Annotated in this window: 25 protein-coding genes and 3 tRNA genes; 10 read left to right on the top strand and 18 right to left on the bottom strand. The window is 74.5% G+C overall.

The genetic code is table 11. From position 1 onward, the window contains the following. Nucleotides 1-14: 14 nt before the first annotated feature. Nucleotides 15-1,637: a DAK2 domain-containing protein gene (locus RM425_RS15125; protein ID WP_311346046.1), complete on the bottom strand. Its 1,623-nt coding sequence runs from the start codon at nt 1,635-1,637 to the stop codon at nt 15-17. A 188-nt stretch (nt 1,638-1,825) separates the two neighbouring features. Here RM425_RS15125 and rpmB point away from each other — a divergent pair, with 188 nt between their 5' ends. Then, nucleotides 1,826-2,008, top strand: a complete 183-nt coding sequence (gene rpmB, locus RM425_RS15130) for a 50S ribosomal protein L28 (RefSeq protein WP_425427062.1) — start codon at nt 1,826-1,828, stop codon at nt 2,006-2,008. A 131-nt stretch (nt 2,009-2,139) separates the two neighbouring features. Here rpmB and RM425_RS15135 read toward each other — a convergent pair whose 3' ends face one another. Genes RM425_RS15135 through RM425_RS15145 form a run of 3 tightly spaced genes read right to left on the bottom strand, consistent with a single transcriptional unit; the run spans nt 2,140 to nt 4,326 of the window. After that, nucleotides 2,140-2,775, bottom strand: coding sequence for a cytidylate kinase-like family protein (locus RM425_RS15135; RefSeq protein ID WP_311346047.1), 636 nt, complete (start codon nt 2,773-2,775; stop codon nt 2,140-2,142). After that, entirely contained in the window at nt 2,763-3,302 is a 540-nt protein-coding gene (locus RM425_RS15140) for a GNAT family N-acetyltransferase (RefSeq protein WP_311346048.1), read from the bottom strand. Before RM425_RS15140 ends, RM425_RS15135 begins: the two co-directional genes overlap by 13 nt. Next, nucleotides 3,286-4,326, bottom strand: coding sequence for a thiamine-phosphate kinase (locus RM425_RS15145; protein WP_311346049.1), 1,041 nt, complete (start codon nt 4,324-4,326; stop codon nt 3,286-3,288). Before RM425_RS15145 ends, RM425_RS15140 begins: the two co-directional genes overlap by 17 nt. A gap of 92 nt (nt 4,327-4,418) precedes the next feature. On the opposite strand from RM425_RS15145, the gene RM425_RS15150 reads away from it, so the two are divergent. Beyond that, nucleotides 4,419-4,652, top strand: a complete 234-nt coding sequence (locus RM425_RS15150; RefSeq protein WP_311346050.1) for an Lrp/AsnC ligand binding domain-containing protein — start codon at nt 4,419-4,421, stop codon at nt 4,650-4,652. Nucleotides 4,653-4,724: 72 nt separating this feature from the next. After that, complete coding sequence (locus RM425_RS15155) at nt 4,725-5,285, top strand: DUF3515 domain-containing protein (RefSeq protein WP_311346051.1); 561 nt, start codon at nt 4,725-4,727, stop codon at nt 5,283-5,285. Nucleotides 5,286-5,302: 17 nt separating this feature from the next. Here the strand turns inward: RM425_RS15155 and RM425_RS15160 are convergent, their stop codons facing one another. Both RM425_RS15160 and RM425_RS15165 read right to left on the bottom strand, forming a co-directional pair. Further along, the gene (locus RM425_RS15160; protein WP_311346052.1) at nt 5,303-5,974 is read right to left on the bottom strand and encodes a hypothetical protein; all 672 of its coding nucleotides are present in this window, start codon (nt 5,972-5,974) and stop codon (nt 5,303-5,305) included. Further along, nucleotides 5,971-7,092, bottom strand: coding sequence for a D-alanine--D-alanine ligase family protein (locus RM425_RS15165; protein WP_311346053.1), 1,122 nt, complete (start codon nt 7,090-7,092; stop codon nt 5,971-5,973). Before RM425_RS15165 ends, RM425_RS15160 begins: the two co-directional genes overlap by 4 nt. 77 nt (nt 7,093-7,169) lie before the next feature. On the opposite strand from RM425_RS15165, the gene RM425_RS15170 reads away from it, so the two are divergent. Next, nucleotides 7,170-7,940 carry a CDP-alcohol phosphatidyltransferase family protein gene (locus RM425_RS15170; protein ID WP_311346054.1) on the top strand — a complete coding sequence of 257 codons (771 nt, stop codon included), beginning with the start codon at nt 7,170-7,172 and terminating at the stop codon, nt 7,938-7,940. Here RM425_RS15170 and RM425_RS15175 read toward each other — a convergent pair. From RM425_RS15175 to RM425_RS15185, 3 genes are read right to left on the bottom strand one after another with little or no spacing between them, the layout of a single operon-like run. Further along, complete coding sequence (locus RM425_RS15175) at nt 7,911-9,047, bottom strand: cystathionine gamma-lyase (RefSeq protein ID WP_311346055.1); 1,137 nt, start codon at nt 9,045-9,047, stop codon at nt 7,911-7,913. The genes RM425_RS15170 and RM425_RS15175 overlap by 30 nt on opposite strands. Continuing rightward, entirely contained in the window at nt 9,044-10,039 is a 996-nt protein-coding gene (locus RM425_RS15180) for an NAD(P)H-dependent glycerol-3-phosphate dehydrogenase (RefSeq protein WP_311346056.1), read from the bottom strand. Before RM425_RS15180 ends, RM425_RS15175 begins: the two co-directional genes overlap by 4 nt. Then, nucleotides 10,036-10,872, bottom strand: a complete 837-nt coding sequence (locus RM425_RS15185) for a lysophospholipid acyltransferase family protein (protein ID WP_311346057.1) — start codon at nt 10,870-10,872, stop codon at nt 10,036-10,038. Before RM425_RS15185 ends, RM425_RS15180 begins: the two co-directional genes overlap by 4 nt. A 108-nt stretch (nt 10,873-10,980) precedes the next feature. Here RM425_RS15185 and cofC point away from each other — a divergent pair, with 108 nt between their 5' ends. From cofC to RM425_RS15200, 3 genes are read left to right on the top strand one after another with little or no spacing between them, the layout of a single operon-like run. Beyond that, a complete protein-coding gene (gene cofC / locus RM425_RS15190) occupies nt 10,981-11,646 on the top strand; it encodes a 2-phospho-L-lactate guanylyltransferase (RefSeq protein WP_311346058.1) in 666 nt (221 codons plus the stop codon). 4 nt (nt 11,647-11,650) lie between these two features. After that, a complete protein-coding gene (locus RM425_RS15195; RefSeq protein ID WP_311346059.1) occupies nt 11,651-13,729 on the top strand; it encodes an RNA degradosome polyphosphate kinase in 2,079 nt (692 codons plus the stop codon). Further along, entirely contained in the window at nt 13,713-14,663 is a 951-nt protein-coding gene (locus RM425_RS15200) for an NUDIX hydrolase (protein WP_311346060.1), read from the top strand. Before RM425_RS15195 ends, RM425_RS15200 begins: the two co-directional genes overlap by 17 nt. Nucleotide 14,664: 1 nt before the next feature. Here the strand turns inward: RM425_RS15200 and leuD are convergent, their stop codons facing one another. Next, the gene (gene leuD, locus RM425_RS15205) at nt 14,665-15,279 is read right to left on the bottom strand and encodes a 3-isopropylmalate dehydratase small subunit (protein ID WP_311346061.1); all 615 of its coding nucleotides are present in this window, start codon (nt 15,277-15,279) and stop codon (nt 14,665-14,667) included. 3 nt (nt 15,280-15,282) lie between these two features. Further along, nucleotides 15,283-16,689 (bottom strand): 3-isopropylmalate dehydratase large subunit, encoded by a 1,407-nt coding sequence (gene leuC, locus RM425_RS15210; RefSeq protein WP_311346062.1) that lies wholly within the window; start codon nt 16,687-16,689, stop codon nt 15,283-15,285. 75 nt (nt 16,690-16,764) lie between these two features. Between leuC and RM425_RS15215 the strand changes: the two genes are divergently transcribed. Next, nucleotides 16,765-17,466, top strand: coding sequence for an IclR family transcriptional regulator (locus RM425_RS15215; RefSeq protein ID WP_311346063.1), 702 nt, complete (start codon nt 16,765-16,767; stop codon nt 17,464-17,466). Between the two features lie 24 nt (nt 17,467-17,490). On the opposite strand, the gene RM425_RS15220 is transcribed toward RM425_RS15215, so the two are convergent. Beyond that, nucleotides 17,491-18,099: a TetR/AcrR family transcriptional regulator gene (locus RM425_RS15220; protein WP_311346064.1), complete on the bottom strand. Its 609-nt coding sequence runs from the start codon at nt 18,097-18,099 to the stop codon at nt 17,491-17,493. 104 nt (nt 18,100-18,203) lie between these two features. Between RM425_RS15220 and RM425_RS15225 the strand changes: the two genes are divergently transcribed. Further along, nucleotides 18,204-20,657 carry a glycoside hydrolase family 3 protein gene (locus RM425_RS15225; RefSeq protein WP_311346065.1) on the top strand — a complete coding sequence of 818 codons (2,454 nt, stop codon included), beginning with the start codon at nt 18,204-18,206 and terminating at the stop codon, nt 20,655-20,657. A gap of 56 nt (nt 20,658-20,713) precedes the next feature. Here the strand turns inward: RM425_RS15225 and RM425_RS15230 are convergent. From RM425_RS15230 to RM425_RS15255, 6 genes are all read right to left on the bottom strand, one after another. Further along, a tRNA-Glu gene (locus RM425_RS15230) sits at nt 20,714-20,786 on the bottom strand. A gap of 99 nt (nt 20,787-20,885) precedes the next feature. Then, nucleotides 20,886-20,958: transfer RNA gene (locus tag RM425_RS15235), tRNA-Glu, on the bottom strand. Nucleotides 20,959-21,005: 47 nt separating this feature from the next. Then, nucleotides 21,006-21,077: transfer RNA gene (locus RM425_RS15240), tRNA-Gln, on the bottom strand. A gap of 65 nt (nt 21,078-21,142) precedes the next feature. Then, a complete protein-coding gene (locus RM425_RS15245; RefSeq protein WP_311346066.1) occupies nt 21,143-22,129 on the bottom strand; it encodes a CPBP family intramembrane glutamic endopeptidase in 987 nt (328 codons plus the stop codon). Beyond that, the gene (gltX, locus tag RM425_RS15250) at nt 22,126-23,637 is read right to left on the bottom strand and encodes a glutamate--tRNA ligase (RefSeq protein WP_311346067.1); all 1,512 of its coding nucleotides are present in this window, start codon (nt 23,635-23,637) and stop codon (nt 22,126-22,128) included. Before gltX ends, RM425_RS15245 begins: the two co-directional genes overlap by 4 nt. Beyond that, on the bottom strand, nt 23,634-24,452 hold the full coding sequence (locus RM425_RS15255; protein WP_311346068.1) for a fumarylacetoacetate hydrolase family protein: 819 nt from the start codon (nt 24,450-24,452) through the stop codon (nt 23,634-23,636). The genes gltX and RM425_RS15255 overlap by 4 nt, the downstream gene beginning before the upstream one ends. Before the next feature lie 156 nt (nt 24,453-24,608). Between RM425_RS15255 and RM425_RS15260 the strand changes: the two genes are divergently transcribed. Further along, entirely contained in the window at nt 24,609-24,989 is a 381-nt protein-coding gene (locus tag RM425_RS15260; protein WP_311346069.1) for a VOC family protein, read from the top strand. Nucleotides 24,990-25,067: the final 78 nt, after the last annotated feature.

The raw sequence follows: 25,067 nt of genomic DNA on the forward strand, positions 1-25,067 counted from the left end.
TCAGCCTCGCCGGCTCACTCGACGCCCACCTGCAGGGGGATCGCGGCGGGTCCACCGCCGTAGCGCATCACCTCGATGGTGGGGTGCCGCGAGGCCAGGTGGCCGCAGATGGCGTCGCCGAGTTCCTCGTCCGGGCCGACGAGCAGCGTGGCCATCTCCCCGCCGGCGGAGAGCAGGCGGTCGAGCAGGTCGCGGGCCACGTCGGCGAGGTCCTGGCCGATGACGACCACGTCGCCCTCGGCCGACCCCAGCACGTCCCCCGGCTGGCAGCGGCCGGCCGAGGTGAGCGCCTCCTGCTCGGCGAGGGTGACCTCGGCCCAGCGGGTGGCCGCGGCGGCCTCCGCCATGGCGATCACGTCGTCCCCGAAGCGCCGGCCGGGGTCGCCGACGGCGCAGGCGGCCAGGCCCTGGACCGGTGAGCGGGTCGGGACGACGCCGACCTCGCGGCCCAGCTCCCGGGCCCGGGCGGCGGCGCGCGCGGCGACCGGCAGCAGGTCGCCGTCGTTGGGCAGCACGGCCACCTCGTGCGCGGCGGAGCCGACGATCTCGTCGAGGACGTCGTCCTCGGTCACGCCGTCGGGGCCGCAGGTGACCACCCGGACGCCCGCGGCGCCGAACAGCTCCGCCAGCCCGTCGCTGGACACGACGGCGACCAGCGCCCGCGTGCCGGCCTCCGGCGCGGGCGGGAGGACGGGCGCGAGCGGCGTTACCGAGATCCGGTAGGGGCGGCCGGCCTCGATGCCGGCCTCGATCGCCGCGCCGACGTCGGAGACGTGCACGTGCACGTTCCACTCCCGCCCGGTCGGTGTGTCCACACCGACGACGACGAGGCTGTCCCCCAGCGCGGCGAGGCGGGCGTGCAACCGGGCGACGGAGTCCTGGTCGGCGTCGGCGAGCAGGTACTGCACCTCGCTGCCGGGCCCGGGCGGGGGCTGGTGCGGGAGGTGCCGGGGGTCGGGGCGGTGGGCGTGCAGGTGACCGGCCGCGCGACGGGTGGCCAGCGGCGGGCGGGCCGGCTCGATCCCGGTCACGGTGGTCACCAGGGCATCGAGCACCAGGCACAGGCCGGCACCGCCGGCGTCGACCACGCCGGCGTCCCGCAGCGCCGCCAGCTGACCAGGGGTGCGGTCGAGCGCCACCCGTGCGCCGTCTGCCGCTCCGGTGACGACGTCGGCCAGCGTGCCGCGGCCCGCCCCGACCTGCGCCACCGCTGCCTCGGCCGCGCCCCGGGCCACGCTGAGGAACGTGCCCTCCTCCGGGTCGGCCACGGCGGTGTAGGCGGTGTCGGCGGCCTTCTGCAACGCCGCGGCGAGCGCCGGACCGTCGGCCGGGGGCTGGCCGGCGAGCTGGTCGGCGAGGCCGCGCAGCAGCTGGGCGAGGATCGTGCCGGAGTTGCCGCGGGCGCCCAGCACCGCGCCCCGGGAGAGCACCGACCACGAGGGCTCGGTGGTGCGGTCACCCTCCCGCTCGAGGGCGGCGAGCGCCGCCTGGGCGGTGAGCAGCAGGTTGGTGCCGGTGTCCCCGTCGGGCACCGGGAAGACGTTCATCTCGTCGAGGCGGCCGCGTGCTCCGGACAGCGCGTCGACCGCGGTGCGGCACCATCGACCGACCGCGGCCTCGTCCAGGGCCTCCAGCACGGCCGGAGGGTACCCGTGGAGCACGACAGCGCCGGTGGCCACGACCCCGGGTGGGGGCAGTGGCGGCACGCGGTCCCGGGAGCGGTTAGACTCATGGACGGTCTTGTTGCGGGTGCTTCCTTGCCCCGCCGTCTGTGAACGATCCGTCTGTGAATTATTTAGTCTGGGAGTGATCCACCGTGGCTGCCGTGTGCGATGTCTGTGGCAAGGGCCCCGGTTTCGGTATGTCGGTGTCTCACTCGCACCGCCGCACGCCGCGCCGTTGGAACCCGAACATCCAGTCCGTGCGGGCGCTGATCGCCCCCGGCAACCGCCGGCGCATCAACGCCTGCACCTCGTGCATCCGCGCGGGCAAGGTCGTGCGCGCCTGACGAAGGACCCCCTTCCCCCCACGCCTCGCATGCTCGGCGCGGGACCCTGAAGGGGGCCGTTCCATCACGTCACCGCGAACCCCGGAGGTCCTCGGACCTCCGGGGTTCGTCGTGCGTGCCCGGCTCCGGGCTCAGTCCGCGCCGATCCCCCGGCTCCGGGCCGCCGTCACGACCAGGTCGACGACGGTGTCCACCGACAGGGCCGTGCTGTCGATCACCAGGTGGTAGTGCTTGGGCGAGGACGCGTCGGCCCGGTAGAAGTGCCGGACGTAGGCCTCGCGGGCGCGGTCGTTGGCGTCCATCTCGCGGCGGATCTCCCTGGGTGCCCGGCCGTAGCGCGCCACGGCGACCTCCAGGCGCCGTTGCCGCGGTCCCCCGAGGCGCACGTGCAGCACGTCGGGCCGGTCGCCCAGCACCATCGCCGCCGCCCGGCCCAGCACCACGCCACCGACGCCGGCCGGTGAGGCGATCTCGGTGAGCACCCGCTCGGTCTGCTCGCGGAACGCGCGGGCGTCGGGTATGCCCGGGCCCGGCATGACCCCGCCCACCGTGTCGGGCATGGTGCCCAGGCCCGCCACCAGCCGCCACAGCCCCCCGACGACGGTCTCGTCGTTGGCCTCGGCCTCCTCGACCGGCACCCCCAGCCGGCCGGCGACCTGCGCCGGGATCATCCGGTCGTGGAACGGCAGGTGCAGGTGCCCGGCGACGGCCGGCGCGATCTCCGGACCGCCCGCCCCGTAGGCAGCCGACAGCGTCACGACGCCCATGAGTTCCCCCTCGTCCCGCCGGTGGTCTCGTCGCGCTGCTCGAGCTCCCTGCCCAGGAACACCGCGTCCGGCGCACATGCGTACACCCCGTAGCCCCGTACCGGCCGGTAGCCCAGCCGGTCGTAGAGAGCCAACGCCTCGGGCTGCTCCTGCCCGGTGTTGAGCACCACCGAGCGGTGCCCGGCCCGGGAGACGCTGTCCTCCAGCGCGGCCATGAGCCGACGCGCCAGCCCCCTGCGCCGGAAGGGCGGTTCGACGTAGACCCGCTTGATCTCCACCGCGCCCGAGGGCAGGACCCGCCACGCGCCGCACCCGGCGGGCACCCCGTCCACCTCGGCGACGAGGAACAGGCCGGCCGGCGGCGTGAAGTCGGCGGGCGCCACGACGGCGTCATCCCGCCCGCCGTAGCGCTGCACGTACTCCTGCTGGACCTGCTCGACCAGGTACTGGGCGACCGGGTCGTCGTAGGGCAGCGCGCGCAGCCGCAGCGTCGCGCCGTCGGGCAGCGGCTCAGCCGAAGTGCGCATGCCCGGTCCCTTCCGCGCCGACCGCCCGGGCCACCGCCTCGGCGGGCTCACCGTCCACCAGCACGCCGGGCGCCGTCCCGGTCGGGCGCACGACGCCGATCGTGGTCCACCCGGCGGGCAGCGGGGTGCCTGCCGGGAACGTCGCCACGAGGGCATGGTCCTCACCGCCGGTGAGCACCCACGCCAGCGGGTCGGCGCCCAGCGCCGCACCCACCTGCTGCAGCGGGCCGTCCGGGACCAGGCAGGCTGCGACCAGCGCGGCGCGGTCCAGGTCGAGGACCACGCCGCTCGCGGTCGCGATGTGCCCGGTGTCGGCCAGCAGGCCGTCGCTCACGTCGCACATGGCGGTCGCGCCGGCCTCGGCCGCGGCCGGCCCGGCCGCGTAGGGCGGTGACGGACGGCGGTGTGCGGCGACGGCGGCCAGCGGACTACTGAACCCGCGGCGCAGCACCGCCAGACCGCACGCCGACCAGCCCAGCCGGCCGGCGAGCGCGACGACGTCGCCGGGCCGGGCCCCCGACCGCAGCACCGGCCGGCGCCCGCCCAGGTCGCCCAGCGCCGTGACCGACAGGACGACGGCCTCGCTGCCGGGCGCGGCCGCGACGGTGTCACCGCCCACGACGGCGGCACCGAGCGGGGCGCACTCCTCGGCCAGCCCGGTCGCGACGCCCTCGAGCCAGCTCGTGGGCGTGTCCGCCGGGCAGGCGACACCGACCAGCAGCGCGGTGGTCGTGCCGCCCATCGCGGCGACGTCGGCCAGGTTCGCCGCGGCCGCCTTGTGCCCGACGTCCTCGGCCGACGACCAGTCCCGCCGGAAGTGGCGGCCCTCGACCAGCACATCCGTGGTCGCGACCACCCGGCCGTCGGGCGTCGCCAGCACCGCGGCGTCGTCACCGGGCCCGACCTCGGTGAGGGCCGCGGCGCCGCCCCGGGCCACGACGCGGGCGATGACGCCGAACTCGCCCACCGCCCGGACGCTGTCGGTCTGGTCCGGGCGCGGCACGAGGGGGCGGGGCCGAGTCACGAGGTGCCTCCGGTCACTGGGGTAGGTTGCCGAACTGTCCGCCACCCGGCGGGGACGACGTATCGGCCGAGTTGCCGGAGGAAGGATCTCCCGTGGTCCACGCCTACATCCTCATCCAGACCGAGGTCGGCAAGGCCGCCCAGGTCGCCGCCACGATCAGCGAGATCAGCGGCGTGACCCGGGCGGAGGACGTCACCGGTCCCTACGACGTGATCGTCCGCGCCGAAGCGGAGACCGTCGACGACCTGGGTCGCCTCGTGGTCGCCCGCGTGCAGTCGGTCGACGGCATCACGCGCACGCTGACCTGTCCCGTCGTCAACATCTGACGGCCGTCCGACCCCACCCCTGCGAGCGCTGACGCCCTGACCGAGCCCCCGCCGGACCGCCCCGCCGACCCGTTGCGGCGGATCGCCCTGATCGCGACCGCCGTCCTGGTCCCGGTGGTGATCGCCCTGGTGATCCTGGCCAACGTGCTCGGCGGGGACACCGGGGACGACGACGCCGAGGCGCGGAACCCCGCCGAGATCGAGGGCACGGCCGCGCCCGAGCGCGCCGACCTGCCCCCGCTGCCGGTGGAGGTACCGCCGGTGACCCCCGAGGCCGACGAGTTCTGCCCGGCCGTCATGCGCACCCTGCCCCTGGAGCTGGCCGGTGAGCAGTCGCGTCCGGTCGAGTCCGACTCGCCGTTCGCCTACGCGTGGGGCGAGCCGCCGGTCGTCCTCGTCTGCGGCGTCGACCGGCCGGCCGGCTGGGTCGTGGGGGCGTCGGCCATCCAGATCAACGGCGTCCAGTGGCACGTCGACACCAGCGATCCGGACAGCACGGTCTGGACCACCGTGGACCGGCCGGTGTACGTGGAGGTCAGCCTGCCGGCCGGTGTCGACAGCGCCCCCGTGACGGCGCTGACCCCGGCGCTGGCGGAGGCGCTGCCCTACCGGGAGCCCGTCCCGGGCGAGTGAGCCGGTGAGGAGCCCGGTCACCCGGCGGGCAGCCGGTCCAGCTGGTCGGCCACGACCGCGCTGACCTCCTCGTTGGCGGCGTCGAGCGAGTCGGCGACGGCGCTGACCGAGACGCTGAACGGTCCGCGCGTGCACCACGCGAAGGCAGCCGGACCCGACAGCTCCGCCTCGGGACCGGGCTCGTCGACGACCAGGCGCCGGCAGCCCTCGGGCAGGCCCGGCGCCCCCTCGCTGAGCAGACCGCCGTAGTGCTCGGCGTCGTTGCGCGCCAGGTCCTCGGCGTAGGCGACGGCACCCTCGGCACCCTCGAAGTGGTCGATGAAGACCCCGGTCTGCGGCCCCTCCCCCGTTCCGGTGCCCCAGAACCGCTCCCAGCCGTAGCGGTAGCCGTAGTCCTCGAGGACTGCCCGCTCGCGCGCCGGGTCGTCGGAGTAGCCGGCCACGTCCTCCACCCGCTTCGCGCCCGCCGGCGGCTCGATCGCCTCGTCCGGCAGCCGTGGCAGGCCCGAGGGCACCTCGTCGACGACCAGCCGCTCGAGCTCCTCCGGGGTGGCCGGCCCGGACGGGGACGGTGCGGCGGCGACCGCACCCTCGCCCTCCCGCGCGCACCCGGAGGCGGCGGTCAGGACGGGGACGAGCAGGAGCAGGACGGCGACCCGCTGCGCGCGGGAGCACCGTCCGGACTTCACCGTGGGGCCAGGGCGCCGGTCACGAGCCGGTCGACCAGCTCGGCGAAGTCCACGCCGGTGGCGGCCCACATGCGGGCGAACATCGAGATCGGGGTGAACCCGGGCATGGTGTTCACCTCGTTGATGACCAGCCGGTCGCGCCCGCCGGGGTCGGTGCCGAGGAAGAAGTCGACCCGCGCCAGACCCCGGCAGTCCAGGGCCAGGTAGGCGCGGCGCGCGGCCGCCTGCACGGCCGCGGTCTGCTTGGGCGTGAGGTCGGCGGGGATGTCGAACTCGGCGGCGTCGTCGAGGTACTTGGCGGCGAAGTCGTACCAGTCGACCCCCGCGTGCAGCCGGATCTCGGCCGGCAGGCTGGCCTCGGGCAGGCCGCTCCTCCGCGCGGCGAGCACGCCGCACTCGATCTCCCGGCCGGGGACGGCGGCCTCGACGATCACCTTGGCGTCGTGGGCGGCGGCCTCCGCGACCGCGGCCGGGAACTGCGCCCAGTCGGTGACCCGGGTGATGCCGATGCTGGAGCCGGCGCGGGCCGGCTTGACGAACACCGGCAGGCCGAGCCGCTCGCGGGCGGCCTCGTCCAGCACCGCCGGATCGGCGCAGATCGCGCCGTGCGCGTCGCGCAGGACGACGTGCTCGCCCTGCGGCAGGCCGGCGGCGGCCAGGAGCTTCTTGGTGAACTCCTTGTCCATCGAGGCGGCGCTGGCGAACACCCCCGAGCCCACGTAGGGCAGCCCGGTCATCTCCAGCAGGCCCTGGATCGTGCCGTCCTCGCCGTAGGCCCCGTGCAGTACGGGGAAGACGACATCGACCTCGGTGAGCGCCCGGCCGACCGCCTCCCCGGGCTCCAGCACGGCCAGCCCGCGTCCGTCGGGGTCGCCGACCAGGGAGACCGCCGTCCCGCCGGAGACCTCGGGGAGCTCGCCCTCGGTGATGGCCAGCCGCTGGTCGGGACCGGTCAGGACCCAGCGGCCGTCCCGGGCGATGCCGACCGGCACCACCTCGTAGCGCTCGGGGTCCAGCGCCGCCATCACGCTCCCGGCCGAGATGCAGGAGATGGCGTGCTCGGCGCTGCGGCCCCCGAACACGACTGCGACCCGCACCTTGCTCCCCTGCGCGCTCATCGGGACGACCCTAGCTGCCGGTGCCCGGGCCCTGCGCCGTCCGGGCCGGACCGCTCCGGGTGTGGCAGCCTCGACTGATGCACGATCAGCAAGCTCCCACGGCGGAGGTGTTCTCGCGGCGGCAGCGGCTCGCCGGCTGGGCCGTGCACCTGTACACCGCCTCCGGCGCGGTCCTCGGGCTGCTCACCGTGCTGGCGGCCCTCGAGGGCGAGATCGAGGTCGCGCTGTGGCTGGTGATCGTCACGCTGCTGGTCGACGGCACCGACGGGATGCTGGCCCGCCGCGCGCGGGTCAAGGAGACGATCCCCTGGTTCGACGGCGCCCTGCTCGACAACATCGTCGACTACCTGACCTTCACCTTCGTCGCGGTCGTGCTGCTCTGGGCCGACGACCGGCTGCCCGACGGCGCGGTCGGCTGGGTGGTGGCCGCCCTGCCCCTGCTGGCGTCCTGCTACCAGTTCTGCCGGGTCGACGCGAAGACCGAGGACCACTACTTCCTCGGCTTCCCGAGCTACTGGAACATCGTCGCCCTCTACGCGATCGTCCTGGACTTCGGCACCACCGCGGTCGCCGTCACGCTGGTGGTCCTGACCGTGCTGGTGTTCGTGCCGATCAAGTACGTCTACCCCTCGCGCACCCCGCTGCTGCTCGGGCTCAACATGGCGCTGGCGACCGTCTGGCTGGTCTCGGTCGCCGTGCTGGTCCTGCAGTACCCCGATCCGCACCCGGTGGCCGTGGCCCTGAGCCTGGCCTACCCCGTCTACTACACGGCCATCAGTGTGTGGCTCACGGTGGCGGGCAGCCGGCAGCGGGCCCGTTCACCCCAGGGCGGCCAGACCGCGGCCTAGGTCCTCGACCAGGTCGGCGGTGTCCTCGATGCCGCAGGACAGCCGCACGAACCCCGACGGCACCGCGTCGCCACCCCACTGGGCCCGGCGGTCGATGGTGCTGTGCACCCCGCCGAAGCTGGTCGCGGCCGCCCACAGCCGGGTGGCGCCCAGCAGCCGGCGCACGGCGCCCTCGTCGGGGAGCTCGCAGGACAGCACGCCGTTCGGCCGGAGCATCTGCCGCGCGGCGAGGGCGGACGACGGGTCGCCCGCCCGCCAGGGCCAGCGCAGCCCGGTGACGGCCGGCGAGGACGCCAGCAGGTCCGCGACCGCCGCGGCGTTCTCCGCCTGACGGGCCAGCCGCAGGTCCAGGGTGCTCATCGACCGGTGCCCGAGCCACGCCTCGAACGGCCCAGGGGTGCTGCCGGTGCGGTCGCGGAAGCCCTTGAGCCGTGCGTACAGCTCGTCGTCGGCGGTGCTGACGTGGCCCAGGAGGACGTCGCTGTGGCCGGTCAGCGCCTTGGTGTCGCTGCCGACGGTGAGGTGCGCGCCGAGGGCCAGCGGCCGCTGGCCCAGCGGCGTCGCGGTGGTGTTGTCGACGGCGACCAGCGCACCGGCCGCCCGCGCGGCGCGGGCCACCGAGGCGATGTCGCAGACGTCGAGCTGCGGGTTGCTGGGCGTCTCCAGCAGCACCATGCGGACGCCGTCGAGCCCGCCCTCGGCGGCGAACCGCTCGACGTCCGGCGTGGCCACCTGGGCGACCTCGATGCCGAAGCGGGTCAGCTCCTCGGCTCCCAGCAGCCGGGTCGCGTAGTAGCCGTCCGAGGGCAGGACCACCCGGTCGCCGCTGCCGGCACAGGCCAGCACCGCCGCGGTGAGCGCGGCCATGCCGGTGGCGAAGGACAGGCACCGGCCGCCGTCGAGCTCGCCGACGGCGGCCTCGAAGTCGCGCAGGGTGGGCTGTTCGGTCCGGGCGTAGGCGTCGGCGCCGCCGGCGCGCGGTGGCAGGTCCCCGAGGTGGAAGGGTGCGGCGAACACCGGCGAGGGCCGCAGCGGAGCACCCGGCACGGCGGGCTGCTCCCCCGCCCGCACCGACCGCGTGCCGTCGCCCCAGGAGCTCCCGCTCATTCGGGCTTCGCCTCGCGCGACATGATCTCCTTCACCATCCGCGCCGGCGCCTCGCCCTCGTGGCACACGCGGACGACGGCCTCGGTGATCGGGACGTCGACGCCGTGCGCGCGGGCCAGGTCGAGCACCGACCGGCAGCTCTTCACGCCCTCCGCGGTCTGCCGGGTGCTCTCCTGGACCTGCTCCACCGACATCCCGCGGCCGAGCTTCTCGCCGAAGGTCCGGTTGCGCGACAGCGGCGAGCTGCAGGTGGCGACCAGGTCGCCGAGGCCCGCGAGACCGGCGAACGTGGTCAGCTCGGCGCCCAGCGCGAGGCCCAGCCGGGCGGTCTCGGCCAGGCCCCGGGTGATCAGCGAGGCCCGCGTGTTGTCACCGAAGCCGAGCCCCTCCGCGATGCCGCAGGCCAGCGCGATGACGTTCTTCACCGCTCCGCCCAGCTCGCAGCCCACCAGGTCGGCGTTCGTGTAGGGCCGGAAGTAGCGGGTGTGGCAGGCCACCTGCAGCGCCGCGGCCCGGTCGGCGTCGGTGCAGGCGATCACGGTCGCGGCGGGCTGCTCCTCGGCGATCTCGCGCGCCAGGTTCGGCCCGGAGAGCGCGGCCACGCGGTCCGGGCCGGCGCCGGTCACCTCGCAGATGACCTGGCTCATCCGCTTCGTCGTCCCGAGCTCGATGCCCTTCATGAGGCTGAGCAGGGTGGCGTCGGCCGGCAGCAGCGGCGACCACGCGGTGAGGTTCTCCCGTAGTGACTGCGAGGGGACCGCGAGCACGACGACGTCGGCGTCCGCCAGCGCCTCGGCGGCGTCGGCGGTCGCCCGCACGGCCGACGGCAGCCGGATGCCGGGCAGGTAGTCGCTGTTCTCCCCGGAGTCGGTGATGGCCTGCACGAGCTCGGGACGCCGCGCGTGCAGGGCGACGTCGCACCCGGCGTCGGCGAGGACCTTGGCGAACGTCGTCCCCCAGGAGCCGGCGCCCAGGACGGCGGCGCGCTTCACGCCACACCTCCGGGCAGGTCACCGGGGAGCTCGCGCCGCGGGCGCGGGTGGAACAGCGCGGGCGCCGGTTCCCCGCGCAGTTCGGCCAGCTGGTCGCGCACGCGGCCCATCATCAGATCGGTGGTCTCCTTCAGCAGCTCCGCGGTGAGCGGTCGCCCGGCCCGCAGCTGGGCGCGGAGGTCGGACAGGTCGATCGGCTCGCCGACGAGGTAGTCGGTGGGTGTGCGCAGCCGCAGGTGCAGCTTCCGGGCGTGGTAGTCGTGCAGGCGCTGCGGGCCCCACTGGGCGACGGGCAGCACGACGGCGTCGGTGGTCAGCGCCAGCCGCGCCGCCCCCGTGCGCGCCTCCATCGGCCACCAGTGCGGATCGCGGGTGACCGAGCCCTCGGGGTAGATGACCACGACGTTGCCGACGGCGAGATCCTGCTGGGCGGCGGCGAGGGCGCCCTGCGCGTCGGACGAGTACCGGGCGACCGGGATCTGCCCGGCCGACCGCAGGATCGACCCGGCCAGCCCCTTGAACACCGCCTCCTTGGCCAGGAAGTGCGGCATCCGGCCGTGGTCGAACACCAGCCGGGCGCAGGCGAGGGGGTCGAGGATCGAGACGTGGTTGGCCACGAGCAGCACCGGACCGCGGCGGGGGAACCGCTCGCCGTGGCGGTAGCGGATGCGGAACATCAGCGTGGAGGCCGGGAACACCACGAGGATGCACAGCCAGAAGGCCCAGCCGATGCGGCCGCGGGTGGCCCACTTGCCCGGCCGGCGGCTGCCCGGCCGCTCCGCCGGAGGAGCACCGGCCGACGCCGGGTCCGCCCAGGACCTCGCCTCCGCCATGGATCGCCTCCCCGTCGCTGTGATGTGCCCCATGATCGACCCATCCCCGCCCCGGATGGAGCACCGGGTCCCGGAGGCGTGGACCACTCCGGGCGCGCGTGTGTTCACATGGTCGCCGTGCCTGCCTGGTCGGTCGTCGTCCCGGCGAAGCGGCTCGCCGTGGCCAAGACCCGGCTGCGGCCGCTGACCGACCGCGCCGACCGTCCCGCGACCGCCCACGACGCCCTGGTGCTGGCGCTGCTGGCCGACACGGTGGCCGCCGCCCTGGCCTGCCCGCCGGTGGGCGAGGTCGTGGTGGTCACCGACGAGCCGGCCGCGGCGTCGCTGGTGCGGCGCCTGGGCGCCCGGACGGTGGGCGACGAGCCGGATGGCGGGCTCAACGCCGCCCTGGACCACGGCGCCCGGACGGCCGCCGGCGACGCGGTCGCGGCCCTCTCCTCGGACCTGCCGGCGCTGCGGCCCGCGGAACTCGCCGCCGCGCTCGAAGCCGCGGCGGGCGCGCCGCGCTGCTTCGTGCCCGACGTGCACGGCACGGGGACCACGCTGCTGACCGCGGTCGGCACACCGCTGCGGCCGCGGTTCGGCACGGCATCGGCGCAGGCCCACCGGGACGACGGCGCCCTCACTCTCACCGGGGACTGGCCCGGGCTGCTCCGCGACGTCGACGCCCTCGACGACCTGCGGGCAGCCCTCGCACTGGGGGTGGGCGCGCACACGGCGGACCTCCTGGCCACCTCTCCGACTCTCGCCGTTCAGCTGGGTGCGGCACGATGATCGTGTGCCTTCCCCCGACGACGCCCCGCTGCCGGCCGACCGCTTCCTGAACCGCGAGCTGTCCTGGCTGGACTTCAACGCCCGGGTGCTCGAGCTGGCCGAGGACGACACGCTGCCCCTGCTGGAGCGGGTGAAGTTCCTGGCCATCTTCGCCAGCAACCTCGACGAGTTCTACATGGTCCGCATCGCCGGGCTGAAGCGCCGGCAGAGCACCGGGCTCACGGTCCGCTCGCCCGACGGGCTCACCATCCGGGAGCAGCTGGAGCGGATCACCGCGCGCACCCAGGAGCTCGTGCAGCGGCACTCCGACGTCTTCAACAAGGACGTGCTGCCGCGCCTGGAGGACAGCGGCATCCGGATCGTCCGCTGGGACCAGCTGGAGGAGCATGCTGCGTTGCGCCTGCGCGAGTACTTCCGCGACCAGGTCTTCCCCGTCCTCACCCCGCTCGCGGTCGACCCGGCGCACCCCTTCCCGTACATCAGCGGCCTGTCGCTGAACCTCGCGGTGTCGGTGCACGACCCCGACACGAACGCACCCCGCTTCGCCCGGCTCAAGGTGCCCAACAACGTGCCGCGGTTCGTGCCGGTCGGGGCCGGCATGGCGCACGAGTCCACCGGCACGGCGGTCTTCCTGCCGCTCGAGGACCTCATCGCCGCGCACCTCAACCAGCTCTTCCCGGGCCTGGACGTGCTGGACCACCACTTCTTCCGGGTCACCCGCAACGCCGACGTCGAGGTGGAGGAGGACCGGGACGAGGACCTGCTGCAGGCCCTGGAACGCGAGCTGGCCCGCCGTCGCTTCGGTCCCGCGGTGCGGCTGGAGGTCGCCGAGCCGATGGACCCGCGGATCCTCGACGTGCTCGTCTCCGAGCTCGAGGTCTCGCCGGCCGACGTCGTGCACGTGCCGGGGCTGCTCGACCTGGCCTCGCTCATGGCCCTGTACGACCTGGACCGGCCGGAGCTCAAGGACGAGCCGTTCGTCCCGACCACCCATCCGCGGCTGAGCGAGGGCGAGACGCCGAAGAGCGTCTTCGCGACCCTGCGCGAGGGTGACGTGCTGGTGCACCACCCCTACCACTCGTTCGCCACCAGCGTGCAGCGCTTCATCGAGCAGGCCGCGGCCGACCCGAACGTTCTGGCGATCAAGCAGACGCTCTACCGGACCTCCGGCGACTCCCCCATCGTCAACGCGCTGATCGAGGCGGCCGAAGCGGGCAAGCAGGTCGTGGTCCTGGTCGAGATCAAGGCCCGGTTCGACGAGGAGGCCAACATCAGCTGGGCGCGCTCGCTGGAGCGGGCCGGCTGCCACGTCGTCTACGGACTGGTCGGGCTGAAGACCCACTGCAAGACGGCGCTGGTCGTGCGCCGGGAGCAGGGCGTCATCCGCCGCTACTGCCACATCGGCACGGGCAACTACAACCCGAAGACGGCGCGGATCTACGAGGACCTGGGCGTCCTCACCGCCGACCCGCGGGTGGGCGCGGACCTCACCGACCTGTTCAACGTGCTCACCGGCTACTCGCGGCAGACGAACTACCGCACGCTGATGGTGGCGCCGCACGGCATCCGCAACGGCCTGATCGAGAAGATCCGCCGCGAGATCCGGCACGCCGCCGAGGACCGTCCCGCCGGCATCCGCATCAAGGCCAACTCCATCGTCGACGAGAAGATCATCGACGCGCTCTACGAGGCGTCCCGGGCCGGCGTCAAGGTCGAGCTCTTCGTGCGCGGGATCTGCGCGCTGCGGCCCGGCGTGCCCGGGCTGTCGGAGAACATCCGGGTGCGCTCGATCGTCGGCCGGTTCCTCGAGCACTCCCGCGTGATCTCGTTCGTGAACGGCGGGGAGGACGAGTGGTGGCTCGGCAGCGCCGACCTCATGCACCGCAACCTCGACCGCCGCGTGGAGGTGCTCATGCGGGTCTGCGACGAGCGGGCGCGCACCCAGCTGGAGCGGACCCTGGCCCCGGCCATGGCGCCCGGCGTCCGGTGCTGGGAGCTGCGCAGCGACGGCAGCTGGGAGCACCACGAGGGGCGGGACTACCAGGCCGACCTCATGGGGCGCATGCATGAGCTCGCGGGCTGACGGCCGGGTGATCGCCGCCGCGGGCGGCGTCGTCTGGCGGCCGGCCGACGGCGGCGGGCACGGCGGGCAGGGCGGGGCCATCGAGATCGCCGTCGTCCACCGGCCGCGCTACGACGACTGGTCGCTGCCCAAGGGGAAGCTCGACGCCGGCGAGCACGCCCTGCAGGCCGCGGTCCGCGAGGTGTGCGAGGAGACCGGCCTGGAGGTGGTGGCTGGACGCCGCGCCCCCACGACCGGCTACGCCGTCGACGACGTGCCGAAGCGGGTCGACTACTGGCTCATGCGCTGGATCGGCGGGTCGTTCGTCGCCAACGACGAGTGCGACGAGCTCCGGTGGCTCCCGCCGGACGACGCGGCGGCGCTGGTCACGCACGACCACGACCGGCTGGTGATCGCCGACGCCGCCCGGCCCGACCTGCCGCGCGAGGTGACGGTGCTGCTGGTCCGACACGGGCGCGCCGGGAGCAAACAGGAGTTCGACGGCCCCGACGACCTGCGGCCGTTGGACGGCAAGGGTCGGCGGCAGGCCCAGCGGCTGGCCGAGGTGCTGCCGCACTTCTCCCCCGACGCGGTCGCGTCCGCACCGCCGCTGCGCTGCCGGCAGACCGTGCAGCCGCTCGCACAGCTGATCGGCGTCGGCGTCCACGACCTCCCGGAGCTGGGCGAGGAGGGCTTCTCGGATGACCCGCAGCGGGGGCTCACCGCGATCGAGCGGCTCATGGTCCCGCGGGCCGATGCCGGCGTCACCGTCGTCTGCAGCCAGGGCGGGGCCATGCCGTCGGTGCTGCAGGCGCTGGGCGTGCACGGTCACGGGGTGACCGGGCTGCTCCCGCCGGCCGCCAAGGGCAGCGTCTGGGCCCTGGGCGGCCGGCCGGGAGCACTGGTCGCCGACTACTACCGGGACCTCGACCCCGATCCGGACGCCCGCCCCTGAGTCACACCGTCGGCAGGGCCTTCGGCAGCCAGGCGGGCCGGCCTGCCTCGAACGCCTCGACGTCGTCGAGGTGGCGCTCGGTCAGGCCGACGTCGTCGAGCCCCTCGAGCAGCCGCCAGCGCGTGTAGGGGTCGATCTGGAACGGCACCGTCGTGCTCTGCCCGCCCGCCGGGGAGTAGGTGACCTGCTCGGCCTGCAGGTCGACCGTGACCGGGAGCGCCGGGTCGGCCTCGATCGCGGCCCACAGCGCCTCGACGTCGGCCTCGGGCAGGACGACGGTGAGCAGCCCCGCCTTGGTCGAGTTGTTCCGGAAGATGTCGGCGAACCGCGGGCTGATGACCACCCGGAATCCGCCGTCCAGCAGCGCCCAGTTGGCGTGCTCGCGGGAGGAGCCGGTGCCGAAGTCCGGACCCGAGACGAGGATCGAGGCGTTCGCGTACTCGGGCCGGTTGAGCACGAAGTCGGGCTCGTTGGTCCGCCAGGCGACGAACAGGCCGTCCTCGAAGCCGGTGCGGGTGATCCGCTTGAGGTACTCGGCCGGGATGATCTGGTCGGTGTCGACGTTGGTCCGGCGCAGCGGCGCGGCGGTACCGGTGTGCGTGGTGAAGGCGTCCATGGCTCAAGCTCCGATCAGGTCGGCGGGGGCGGTCAGGCGGCCGGTCAGCGCGGTCGCCGCGGCGACGGCCGGGCTCACCAGGTGGGTGCGCCCGCCCTTGCCCTGGCGACCCTGGAAGTTGCGGTTGCTGGTGGAGGCCGAGCGCTCCCCCGGCTTGAGCTGGTCGGGGTTCATGCCCAGGCACATGGAGCACCCGGCGCCGCGCCACTCGGCGCCGGCGTCGAGGAACACCTGGTCCAGGCCCTCGGTCTCGGCCTGCGCCTTGACCGCCACCGACCCGGGGACGACGAGCATCCGGGTGTCGCCGTCGATCCGCTTGCCACGCAGCAGCTCGGCGGCGACCCGCAGGTCCTCGATCCGGCCGTTGGTGCAGGAGCCGAGGAAGACGGTGTCGACCTCGATCTCGCGGAGCGGGGTCCCGGGGGTGAGGCCCATGTACTCCAGCGCCTGCTCGGCGGCGCGACGGTCGCCCTCGTCGGCGAAGTCGGCCGGGTCGGGCACGCTCGCGTCGATGGGCAGGCCCTGGCCGGGGTTGGTGCCCCAGGTGACGAAGGGGGTGAGGCTCGCGGCGTCGATGACCACCTCGGCGTCGAAGACCGCGTCCTCGTCGGTGCGCAGCGTCGACCAGTGGGCGACGGCGGCGTCCCAGTCCGCACCCTGCGGGGCGTGCGGGCGGCCCTGCAGGAAGTCGAAGGTGGTCTGGTCGGGAGCGATCAGGCCCGCCTTGGCGCCGGCCTCGATGGACATGTTGCAGATGGTCATCCGGGCCTCCATCGAAAGCTTCTCGATGGCGCTGCCGCGGTACTCGATGACGTAGCCCTGACCGCCGCCGGTGCCGATCTGCGCGATGACGGCGAGGATCACGTCCTTGGCCGAGACGCCCGGGGGCAGCTCGCCGTCGACGGTGACCGCCATCTGCTTGGGCTTGTACTGGGGCAGCGTCTGGGTGGCCAGGACGTGCTCGACCTCGCTGGTGCCGATGCCGAAGGCCAGTGCGCCGAACGCGCCGTGGGTGGAGGTGTGGCTGTCGCCGCAGACGATGGTCATGCCCGGCTGGGTGAGCCCCAGCTGCGGGCCGATGACGTGCACGATGCCCTGGTCGCGGTCGCCCATCGGGGCCAGCCGGATGCCGAACTCGGCGGTGTTCCGGCGCAGCGCGTCCACCTGGGCCCGGCTGACCGGGTCGGCGATGGGGCTGAGGATGTCCAGCGTCGGGACGTTGTGGTCCTCGGTGGCCATGGTGAGGTCGGGACGGCGCACCGTGCGCCCCGCGGCGCGCAGGCCGTCGAAGGCCTGCGGGCTGGTGACCTCGTGCACGAGGTGCAGATCGATGTAGAGCAGGTCGGGCTCTCCGGCGGCGCTGCGCACCACGTGGGCGTCGTAGACCTTCTGGGCCAGGGTCTTGGGCACGGGTCCGTCCTCTCACCGGGGGTCTCCCGGCTGGTCGCGCTTGTTTCTCACTGTGTGAGATGCAAGTATTGCTGTGTGGGACAGCCTAACCCCGTCGCCGTTCTGGACAAAGCGGTCGCGATCCTCCGTGCCGTCGCCGACGAGCCGGCCACCCTGGCGGAGCTCGTGGCCCGCACCGGGCTGCCGCGCGCCACGGCGCACCGGCTGGCGGTCGCGCTGGAGGGACACCGGCTCGTCCGGCGCACCGACACCGGCACCTGGGCCCCGGGCCCCGCGCTGGCCGAACTGGGCCGCGGGTCGGCCGACCTCGGTGACGTCGCCGGCCGGCACCTGGTCACCCTGCGGGACGTCACCGGGGAGAGCGCCCAGTTCTACGTCCGGGACGGCGCCAGCCGGGTCTGCGTCGCCGCCGCCGAGCGGACCAGCGGCCTGCGCGACACCGTCCCGGTCGGCGCGCGCCTGCCGATGACCGCGGGCTCCGCCGCGCACGCGCTCCTGGCGTTCACGCCGGCCGACGAGGTCACCCGCCTGCTGCCGTCTGCCAGCTTCACCGGGCGCACGCTGCTCGACGTGCGCCGCCGCGGCTGGGCGCACAGCGTCGCCGAGCGCGAGCCCGGTGTCGCCTCGCTCTCGGCGCCGGTCCGCGACGGCTCCGGCGCGGTCCTGGGCGCGGTCTCCATCTCCGGGCCGGTCGAGCGGCTCGGCCGGCGGCCGGCCCCCGAGGTGGTCGGCGCGGTCCTCGACGCCGCCGCCGCGATCGCCCGGGCCGCGCGCTGACCCGCAGCCGCAGGCCGCGCCGGTCTAGGGATCGGCGACGAGCAGCGGCGCGAGGTATCGGCGGAGCTCCGCCGCCATGTCCACCGACCCGCGGTCGTACAGCCACTGCACCTGCAGCCCGTCCATGAGGGCCGTCAGGGCCCGCGCCACCCCCGCGGGGTCGACACCGGGGCGCAGCCGGCCCGACCCGGCGGCGCCCTCCAGCCTGGCCTGCAGGCGGGCGACCGCGCCCGCATAGCGCCGGACGAAGTAGTCGTGCAACGGGTGGTCCGGCGCCGTCGCCTCGGCGGAGAGCAGCACGTAGAGCCCGACCAGCTCGGGATTCCGTTCGTTGTGCTCGAGCAGCACGACCAGGGCACCCAGCGGGTCGAGCCCACCGGCGACGGCGTCGGCGATGACCCGGGCGGACTGCTCGTCGTGCCACTCGACCACGGCCTGGATCACGTGCACCTTGCTCGGGAAGTGGTGCAGCAGGCCCGCCTGGCTCAGACCCGCGCGTTCTGCGACGTCCCGCAGGGAGCCCTTGTGGTAGCCGGACGCGGCGAAGACCTCCACCGCCGCGGTGACGATCCGCTGCCGCCGCGCCGCGGTCTTGGCGTACGCGCCGCGCGACCTCGCGGCGGACTCCGTCATGCCGCCACCCTAGGCCGGGGCCGCGGGGCAAAACCTAGTGGTCGCTCGGTTTTCCCTCTACGGTGTGCCCCAGCTCACCGTCACCGACCGACGAGAACGGACCCATGACGCACTCCGCCGCATCGACGGACATCCAGCTCACCGACGCCCTCGCCGCGCTGACCCTCGAGGAGAAGGTGCAGCTGCTCACCGGGCGGGACTTCTGGACCACCTGGCCGATCGAGAAGATCGGCCTCCGGCGCATCCTCGTGTCCGACGGTCCCTCGGGCGTCCGGGGCGAGGTGTGGGACGAGCGGGATCCGTCGCTGAACCTGCCCTCGGCCACCGCCCTGGCCGCGGCGTGGGATCCCGACATCGCCCGCCGCTACGGTGCGGCGGCGGCCGTCGAGGCCCGGCGCAAGGGCGTCGACGTCGTGCTCGGCCCCACGATCAACCTGCACCGCTCGCCGCTCGGCGGCCGGCACTTCGAGTGCTTCAGCGAGGACCCGGTGCTGACCGCGGAACTCGCCGCCGCCTACGTGACCGGCGTGCAGGACAACGGCGTGGGCGCCACCCCCAAGCACTACATCGCCAACGACTTCGAGACCGACCGCTTCACGGTCGACGTCCGCGCCGACGACCGGACGCTGCGTGAGCTGTACCTCCTGGCGTTCGAGAAGGCGGTCACCGAGGCGCGGGCCTGGCTCGTCATGAGCTCCTACAACTCGATCAACGGCGCCACCGCGAGCGAGAACGACCTGCTCGAGACGCCGCTGAACAGCGAGTGGGGGTTCGACGGCGTCGTCATCAGCGACTGGACCGGCGTGCGCAGCCTGGAGGCCGCGAAGGCGTCGCAGGACCTGGTCATGCCCGGCCCGACCGGGCCGTGGGGCGACGCGCTGGTCGCGGCCGTGCGCGACGGCGAGATCGACGAGGCCGACGTCGACCGCAAGGTGCTGCGCATCCTCCGGCTGGCGCAGCGGGTGGGCGCGCTCCCGGGCACGGCGCCCGCCGACCCGGTCTGGGTCGAGGACGGCGTGACGCTGGCGCGCGAGGCCGCCGCCGAGGGCACCGTCCTGCTGGAGAACCGCGGCGAGCTGCCGTGGGACGCCGCGACCCTGCGGTCGGTCGCCGTGATCGGCAACAACGCCGCGGCGGCGCGCACCCAGGGCGGCGGCAGCGCCACCGTCGTCCCAGAGTACACCGTCTCCCCGCTGGCGGGCCTGCGCAGCGCGCTGCCCGGCGTCGAGGTCACCTACTCCGTCGGCGCCGTCGTCCAGGACGGCGTCGTGGAGCTGCCGCTGGACGAGCTGACCAACCCGGTCACCGGGGAGCGCGGCCTGCGCGCGCGGTTCGTCGACGAGGACGGCACCGAGCTGCTCGCCGAGGACCGCCGCTCCAGCAACCTCGTCTACTTCGGCGGCGACGCCCCCATCGAGGCGGCGGCGGAGTTCGAGCTGACCACGCGGCTGACCCCCTCCGACACCGGCGTCGTCCGGCTCGGCGTCGCGCTGGTGGGCTCCGCCCGGCTGTACGTGGACGGCGAGCTGCTCGTCGACGAGAAGCTCCGGCCGAGCGCGGAGGCCCTGGGGGCGGCGTTCACCAACCCGCCCACCGCGTCGGCACAGGTCCGGCTCACCGCCGGGACCCCGGTCGACCTCCGCCTGGTGTACGACCTGCGCCGACGCCGCGGGTTCAACGCGCGCGCCATGTCGCTGCGGCTGGGGACCGAGCCGGCCGACGTCGACGCGGACGCGCTGATCGCCGGGGCGGCGGAGGCGGCCGCCGCGGCCGACGTCGCGCTGGTCGTCGTCGGCACCAACTCGATCGTCGAGTCCGAGGGCTACGACCGCCGGACGCTGGCCCTGCCGGGCCGGCAGGACGACCTGGTCCGCGCCGTCGCCGCCGCCAACCCGCGCACGGTGGTCCTGGTCAACGCCGGCTCCCCGGTGCTCATGCCGTGGCGGGACGACGTCGCCGCTCTGCTCGTCGGCTGGTTCGGCGGGCAGGAGTTCGGCAACGCCGTCGCCGAGGTCGTGCTCGGCGGAGCCGAGCCCGGCGGTCGGCTGCCGACCACGTGGCCGGCGGCGGAGGCCGACGTGCCGGTGCTGTCCTGCACCCCGGCCGACGGCGTCGTCGAGTACGCCGAGGGCGTGCACATCGGCTACCGGGCGTGGCTGCGGCAGGAGGCCGCACCGGCCTACTGGTTCGGCAGCGGCCGCGGCTACACCCGGATCGACGTGACCGCCGTCGACGTCCCGCCGGCGGCCCGCCCGGGCGAGGTCGTGACCGTCACCGTGACCGTGGCCAACCGCGGCGAGCGCGCGGGCAAGCAGGTCGTGCAGGTGTACGCCGAGCGCCCCGAATCCGCCGTCGACCGCCCGGTCCGCTGGCTGGTCGGCTCCGCTCCGGTGCGCGTGCCGGCCGGGGAGACCGCGCGGGTGGAGGTCGCCGTCCCCACCCGCCTGCTGGCGTACTGGGCCGACGGCTGGCAGTACGAGCCGGGCGACCACCGGCTGCGGGTGGGCACGAGCGCCGTGGAGCTCCCGCTGGAGGCGACCCTCGTCCTGGACGCCTGAGTCCCCGGAACGCCGAGAGCCCCCGACCGTTGCCGGTCGGGGGCTCTCGAGCGTTGTAGCCCCGAAGGGATTCGAACCCTCGCTACCGCCGTGAGAGGGCGGCGTCCTGGGCCGCTAGACGACGGGGCCGGACACCGACATTCTGCCACGGCCCGTGCATCGCCCCGCACAGGGGGGCGTGATGAGCGAGAGCCCCCGACCGTTGCCGGTCGGGGGCTCTCGTGTGCGTAGCCCCGAAGGGATTCGAACCCTCGCTACCGCCGTGAGAGGGCGGCGTCCTGGGCCGCTAGACGACGGGGCCGTGCAGTGCCGCGATGGTGCTGCAGCGGAGGAGCTGGCGCTTCCTCGCTGGGGTACCAGGACTCGAACCTAGACTAACGGAACCAGAAACCGTCGGGCTGCCAATTACCCCATACCCCATGGGCCGTTCTCACGGCGCCGCAGAGAACGATACCCGACGTGCCCCGGGGTCGGCGCACCCCCCTCTAGCTCCGCGTGCCCCGGCGGGCGACCAGACCGACGAACGCGGCCAGGCCCAGGGCTGCGACGAGCACGAACACCGCACCCGGCCCGCCCGGCACGAGACCGGGCACCGCGCCCTCTCCCAGGACCGCCCCGAGCACGAGCACCACGACGCCGCAGACGGCGTGCAGGGCGACGGCCGCCTCGATACCGCCGGTCAGCAGCACCACGGCCGACGCGGCCAGCCCGAGAGCGACCCGGCCGACGAAACCGGCGAGGTCGTCCGTGCCGTACAGCGCGGCCCACAGCACCGCGCTGACGAGCGCGGCGACGGCGGCCCCCACCCGTGGGCGGCCGATCCAGCCGGCCACCGCCTGGCTGAGGTAGCCCCGGAACAGCAGCTCCTCCCCGGCGGCCCGCAGCGGCGCGGTGAGCAGCCCGACGACCAGGACCCACGGCAGCTCCGGCACGGGCCCGGGGACCTCCCGGCCGGCGAGGAGCACGGCGCCCGCCACACCCAGCGCCACGGCTACGCCCACGGTGGCGAGCGCGAGGACGGTGGATCGTCCCAGCAACGGCCAGCGGAGCCGTCCGGCGACCGAGAGGCCGCGCCCCGGGCCGACGCCGTGCACCAGCGGCCAGGCCAGCAGCACCGCGGGCAGCGCGAGGGCGAGGAGGAGGCCGGTGACCAGCAGGCCGCGCCAGGTCAGCGGCACCGGGTCCAGGTCGGCGCCGGTGCCGGTGAGCAGGTCGGCGATGCGGGTCAGCACGAAACCGACGGCCAGGAGGAAGGCGATCAGCGCGAACCCCGCCACCGGTCGCCACCACGCCCACCCGACCGTGCGCATCGCGAGCAGGTACGGCGTCGGCGGGGCCGGCTCCGGCTGCTCCGCGGGCGCCTCCTGCCGCGGCGGACCCGGGACGGGCTGGTCCGCTGCCGGCCGCACCGTGGGCGGTGGGCCGGCGTAGGCCTCCTCCGGGGCCGTCCCCTCCAGGGCCCGAACGGTCATCCGCCGGCGACCGCGCGCGCCGCGGTGAGCCGGGCCAGGGTGCGCTCGCGCCCGAGCAGCTCCATCGACTCGTAGAGCGGCGGCGAGACGGTGCGCCCGCTCACGGCCACCCGCACGGGCCCGAAGGCCTGCCGCGGCTTGATGCCCAGGCCCTCGACGAGCGCGGACTTCAGCGCCCCCTCGATCTCCGGGGTGCTCCACTCCCCCAGCTCGCGCAGCGCCGCGGTGGCCGCGTCGAGCACGGCGACCGCGTTCTCGCCGGAGAGCTGCTTGTCGGCGGCGGCCGGGTCGATCTCGACGTCGTCGACGAAGAGGAAGCCCAGCAGCCCGACGGCCTCCGAGAGCACGATCATGCGCTCCTGCGCCATCGGCGCGATGGCGGCCAGCGTCTGCTGCTGCTCCGCCGTCGGCGGCTCGGCCACGAGGCCGGCTGCGGCCAGGTACGGCACGACCCGCTCGCTGAACTCCTCGACCGGGAGCGCCCGCAGGTGGGTGGCGTTGATCGCCTCGGCCTTCTTCAGGTCGAAGCGCGCCGGGTTGGCGCTGACCCGGCTGACGTCGAAGGCCTCGACCATCTCGGCCACGGAGAAGATGTCGCGGTCCTCGGCGATCGACCAACCCAGCAGCGCCAGGTAGTTGACCAGGCCCTCGGGCAGGAAGCCGCGGTCGCGGTAGACGTCGAGGTTGGACGTGGGGTCCCGCTTGGAAAGCTTCTTCGTGCCCTCGCCGGTGACCAGCGGCAGGTGACCGAAGCGGGGGGTGCCCCGGGCGACGCCGATGTCGGTGAGCGCGGCGTAGAGCGCCAGCTGGCGGGGCGTCGAGGGCAGCAGGTCCTCACCGCGCAGCACGTCGGTGATCTGCATGAGGGCGTCGTCGACCGGGTTGACGAAGGGGTACAGCGGCGCACCGTTGCCGCGCACCAGCACGAAGTCGGGCACCGCCCCGGCGGCGAATCGCACCTCGCCGCGCACCAGGTCCGTCCACACCAGGTCCTCGTCGGGCATCCGGAGGCGGAGCACCGGGGAGCGCCCCTCGTCGCGGAAGGCGGCCTTCTGCGCGTCGGTCAGGAACCGGTCGTGGTTGTCGTAGCCGAGCTTGGGGTCCTGCCCCGCGGCGCGGCGGCGGGCGTCGACCTCCTCGTTGGTCGAGAAGGACTCGTAGGCGTGGCCGGACTCGAGCAGCTTCGACGCGACGTCGCGGTAGATCTCGGAGCGCTCCGACTGGCGGTAGGGGCCGAAGGGACCGCCGGCCTCGGGGCCCTCGTCCCAGTCCAGCCCGAGCCAGCGCAGGCAGTCCAGCAGGTGCCGGTAGGACTCCTCGGAGTCGCGCGCGGCGTCGGTGTCCTCGATGCGGAAGACGAACGTGCCCCCGGTGTGCCGCGCGTGCGCCCAGTTGAACAGCGCGGTCCGGATGAGCCCGACGTGCACCAGACCGGTCGGCGAGGGGCAGAACCGGGTGCGCACCGGGGTCGTCGGGGCGGTGGTCAGGACAGCCGTAGCCGCCGTCATCGGGCGCCGCCGGCGGTGGAGACGGCGTCGGCATCGGTGACCGAGTTGGCCAGCGTGCCCAGCCCCTCGATGGTGCACTCCACCCGCTGACCGGCGCGGATCGGGCCGACGCCGGCAGGGGTGCCGGTGAGGACGACGTCGCCGGGCAGCAGCGTCATCACGCGGGAGATGTAGGAGATCAGCGTCGGGATGCCGAAGATCAGCGAGCTGGTGCGGCCGTGCTGGCGGCGCTCGCCGTCGACGGTGCAGGTCACCTCGAGGTCGGCGGCGTCCAGCCCCACGCCCGGGAGGTCGGTCTCGATCCAGGGCCCCAGCGGGCAGAACGAGTCGAAGCCCTTGGCGCGGGTCCACTGCCCGTCGCTCTTCTGCATGTCCCGCTCGGTGACGTCGTTGCCGATCGTGTAGCCGAAGACGCTGGCCAGGGCCTGCTCCGGGGAGACGTTGCGGGCGCCGCGGGCGCCGATGACGACCGCCAGCTCGGCCTCGTGGTGCACGTTCGTGCTGCCCGAGGGGATGCGGATGGCGTCGCCCGGTCCGATCACCGACGTCGACGGCTTGAGGAACAGCAGCGGCTCCTTCGGGGCGTCGCCGGTCTGCCCCTTCATTTCCGCGATGTGGTCGGCGTAGTTCTTGCCGACGCAGACCACCTTGCTGGGCAGGATCGGCGACAGGAGCCGGATGTCGGCCTGCGCGTAGCGGGCGCCGGTGAACGAGATCTGGCCGAAGGGATGGCCCTCGATCTGGGCCACCTGGCCGTCTCCGTCGAGGACGCCGAAGGACATGCCCTGGGGTGAGGCGAAACGGACGATGCGCACGCTAGGAGGCTATGACACCGCCGGCCTCCGGCCGACACCGCGACCAATTGCCGTCCCCCGTTCACGCTGAGCCGCTGCGTCGCGCCTGCGCGGGACCCTTCGGGCCCCACTCGGCACGACAGAGCACCACGCACAGGACGGCCCTAGGGTCACGCCATGGCCTGCCGCTTCTCCGAGCTCGTCGTCAACAGCCGCGACCCCGAGGCGCTGGCCGCCTTCTGGGCCGCGGTGCTGGACTACCAGGTGCTCGGCCGCGAGGACGACGGCAGCATCGAGATCGGCCCGGCCGAGGGCTTCGGCGGGGCGGCCCCGACGCTGATCTTCGGACCGGTGGCCGACCCCACCCCCGGGCGGCGCCGCCTGCACATCGACCTCAACCCGACCGACCGCGACCAGGACGCCGAGCTGCAGCGCCTGCTCGACCTGGGCGCCGTCCCCGCCGACGTGGGCCAGACCGGCGAGGAGAACTGGCACGTGCTCGCCGACCCCGAGGGCAACGAGTTCTGCCTGCTGCGCACCCGCCTCGACCCGCTGTAGAGCCCGCCGGGATCAGGTGACCTGATCCCCGAGCGTCCTCCCTCACGTCCCACGGTGAGGGAGGACGCCACATGGTGA

This window comes from Blastococcus goldschmidtiae, from assembly GCF_031845325.1.
Classification (GTDB): domain Bacteria; phylum Actinomycetota; class Actinomycetes; order Mycobacteriales; family Geodermatophilaceae; genus Blastococcus; species Blastococcus goldschmidtiae.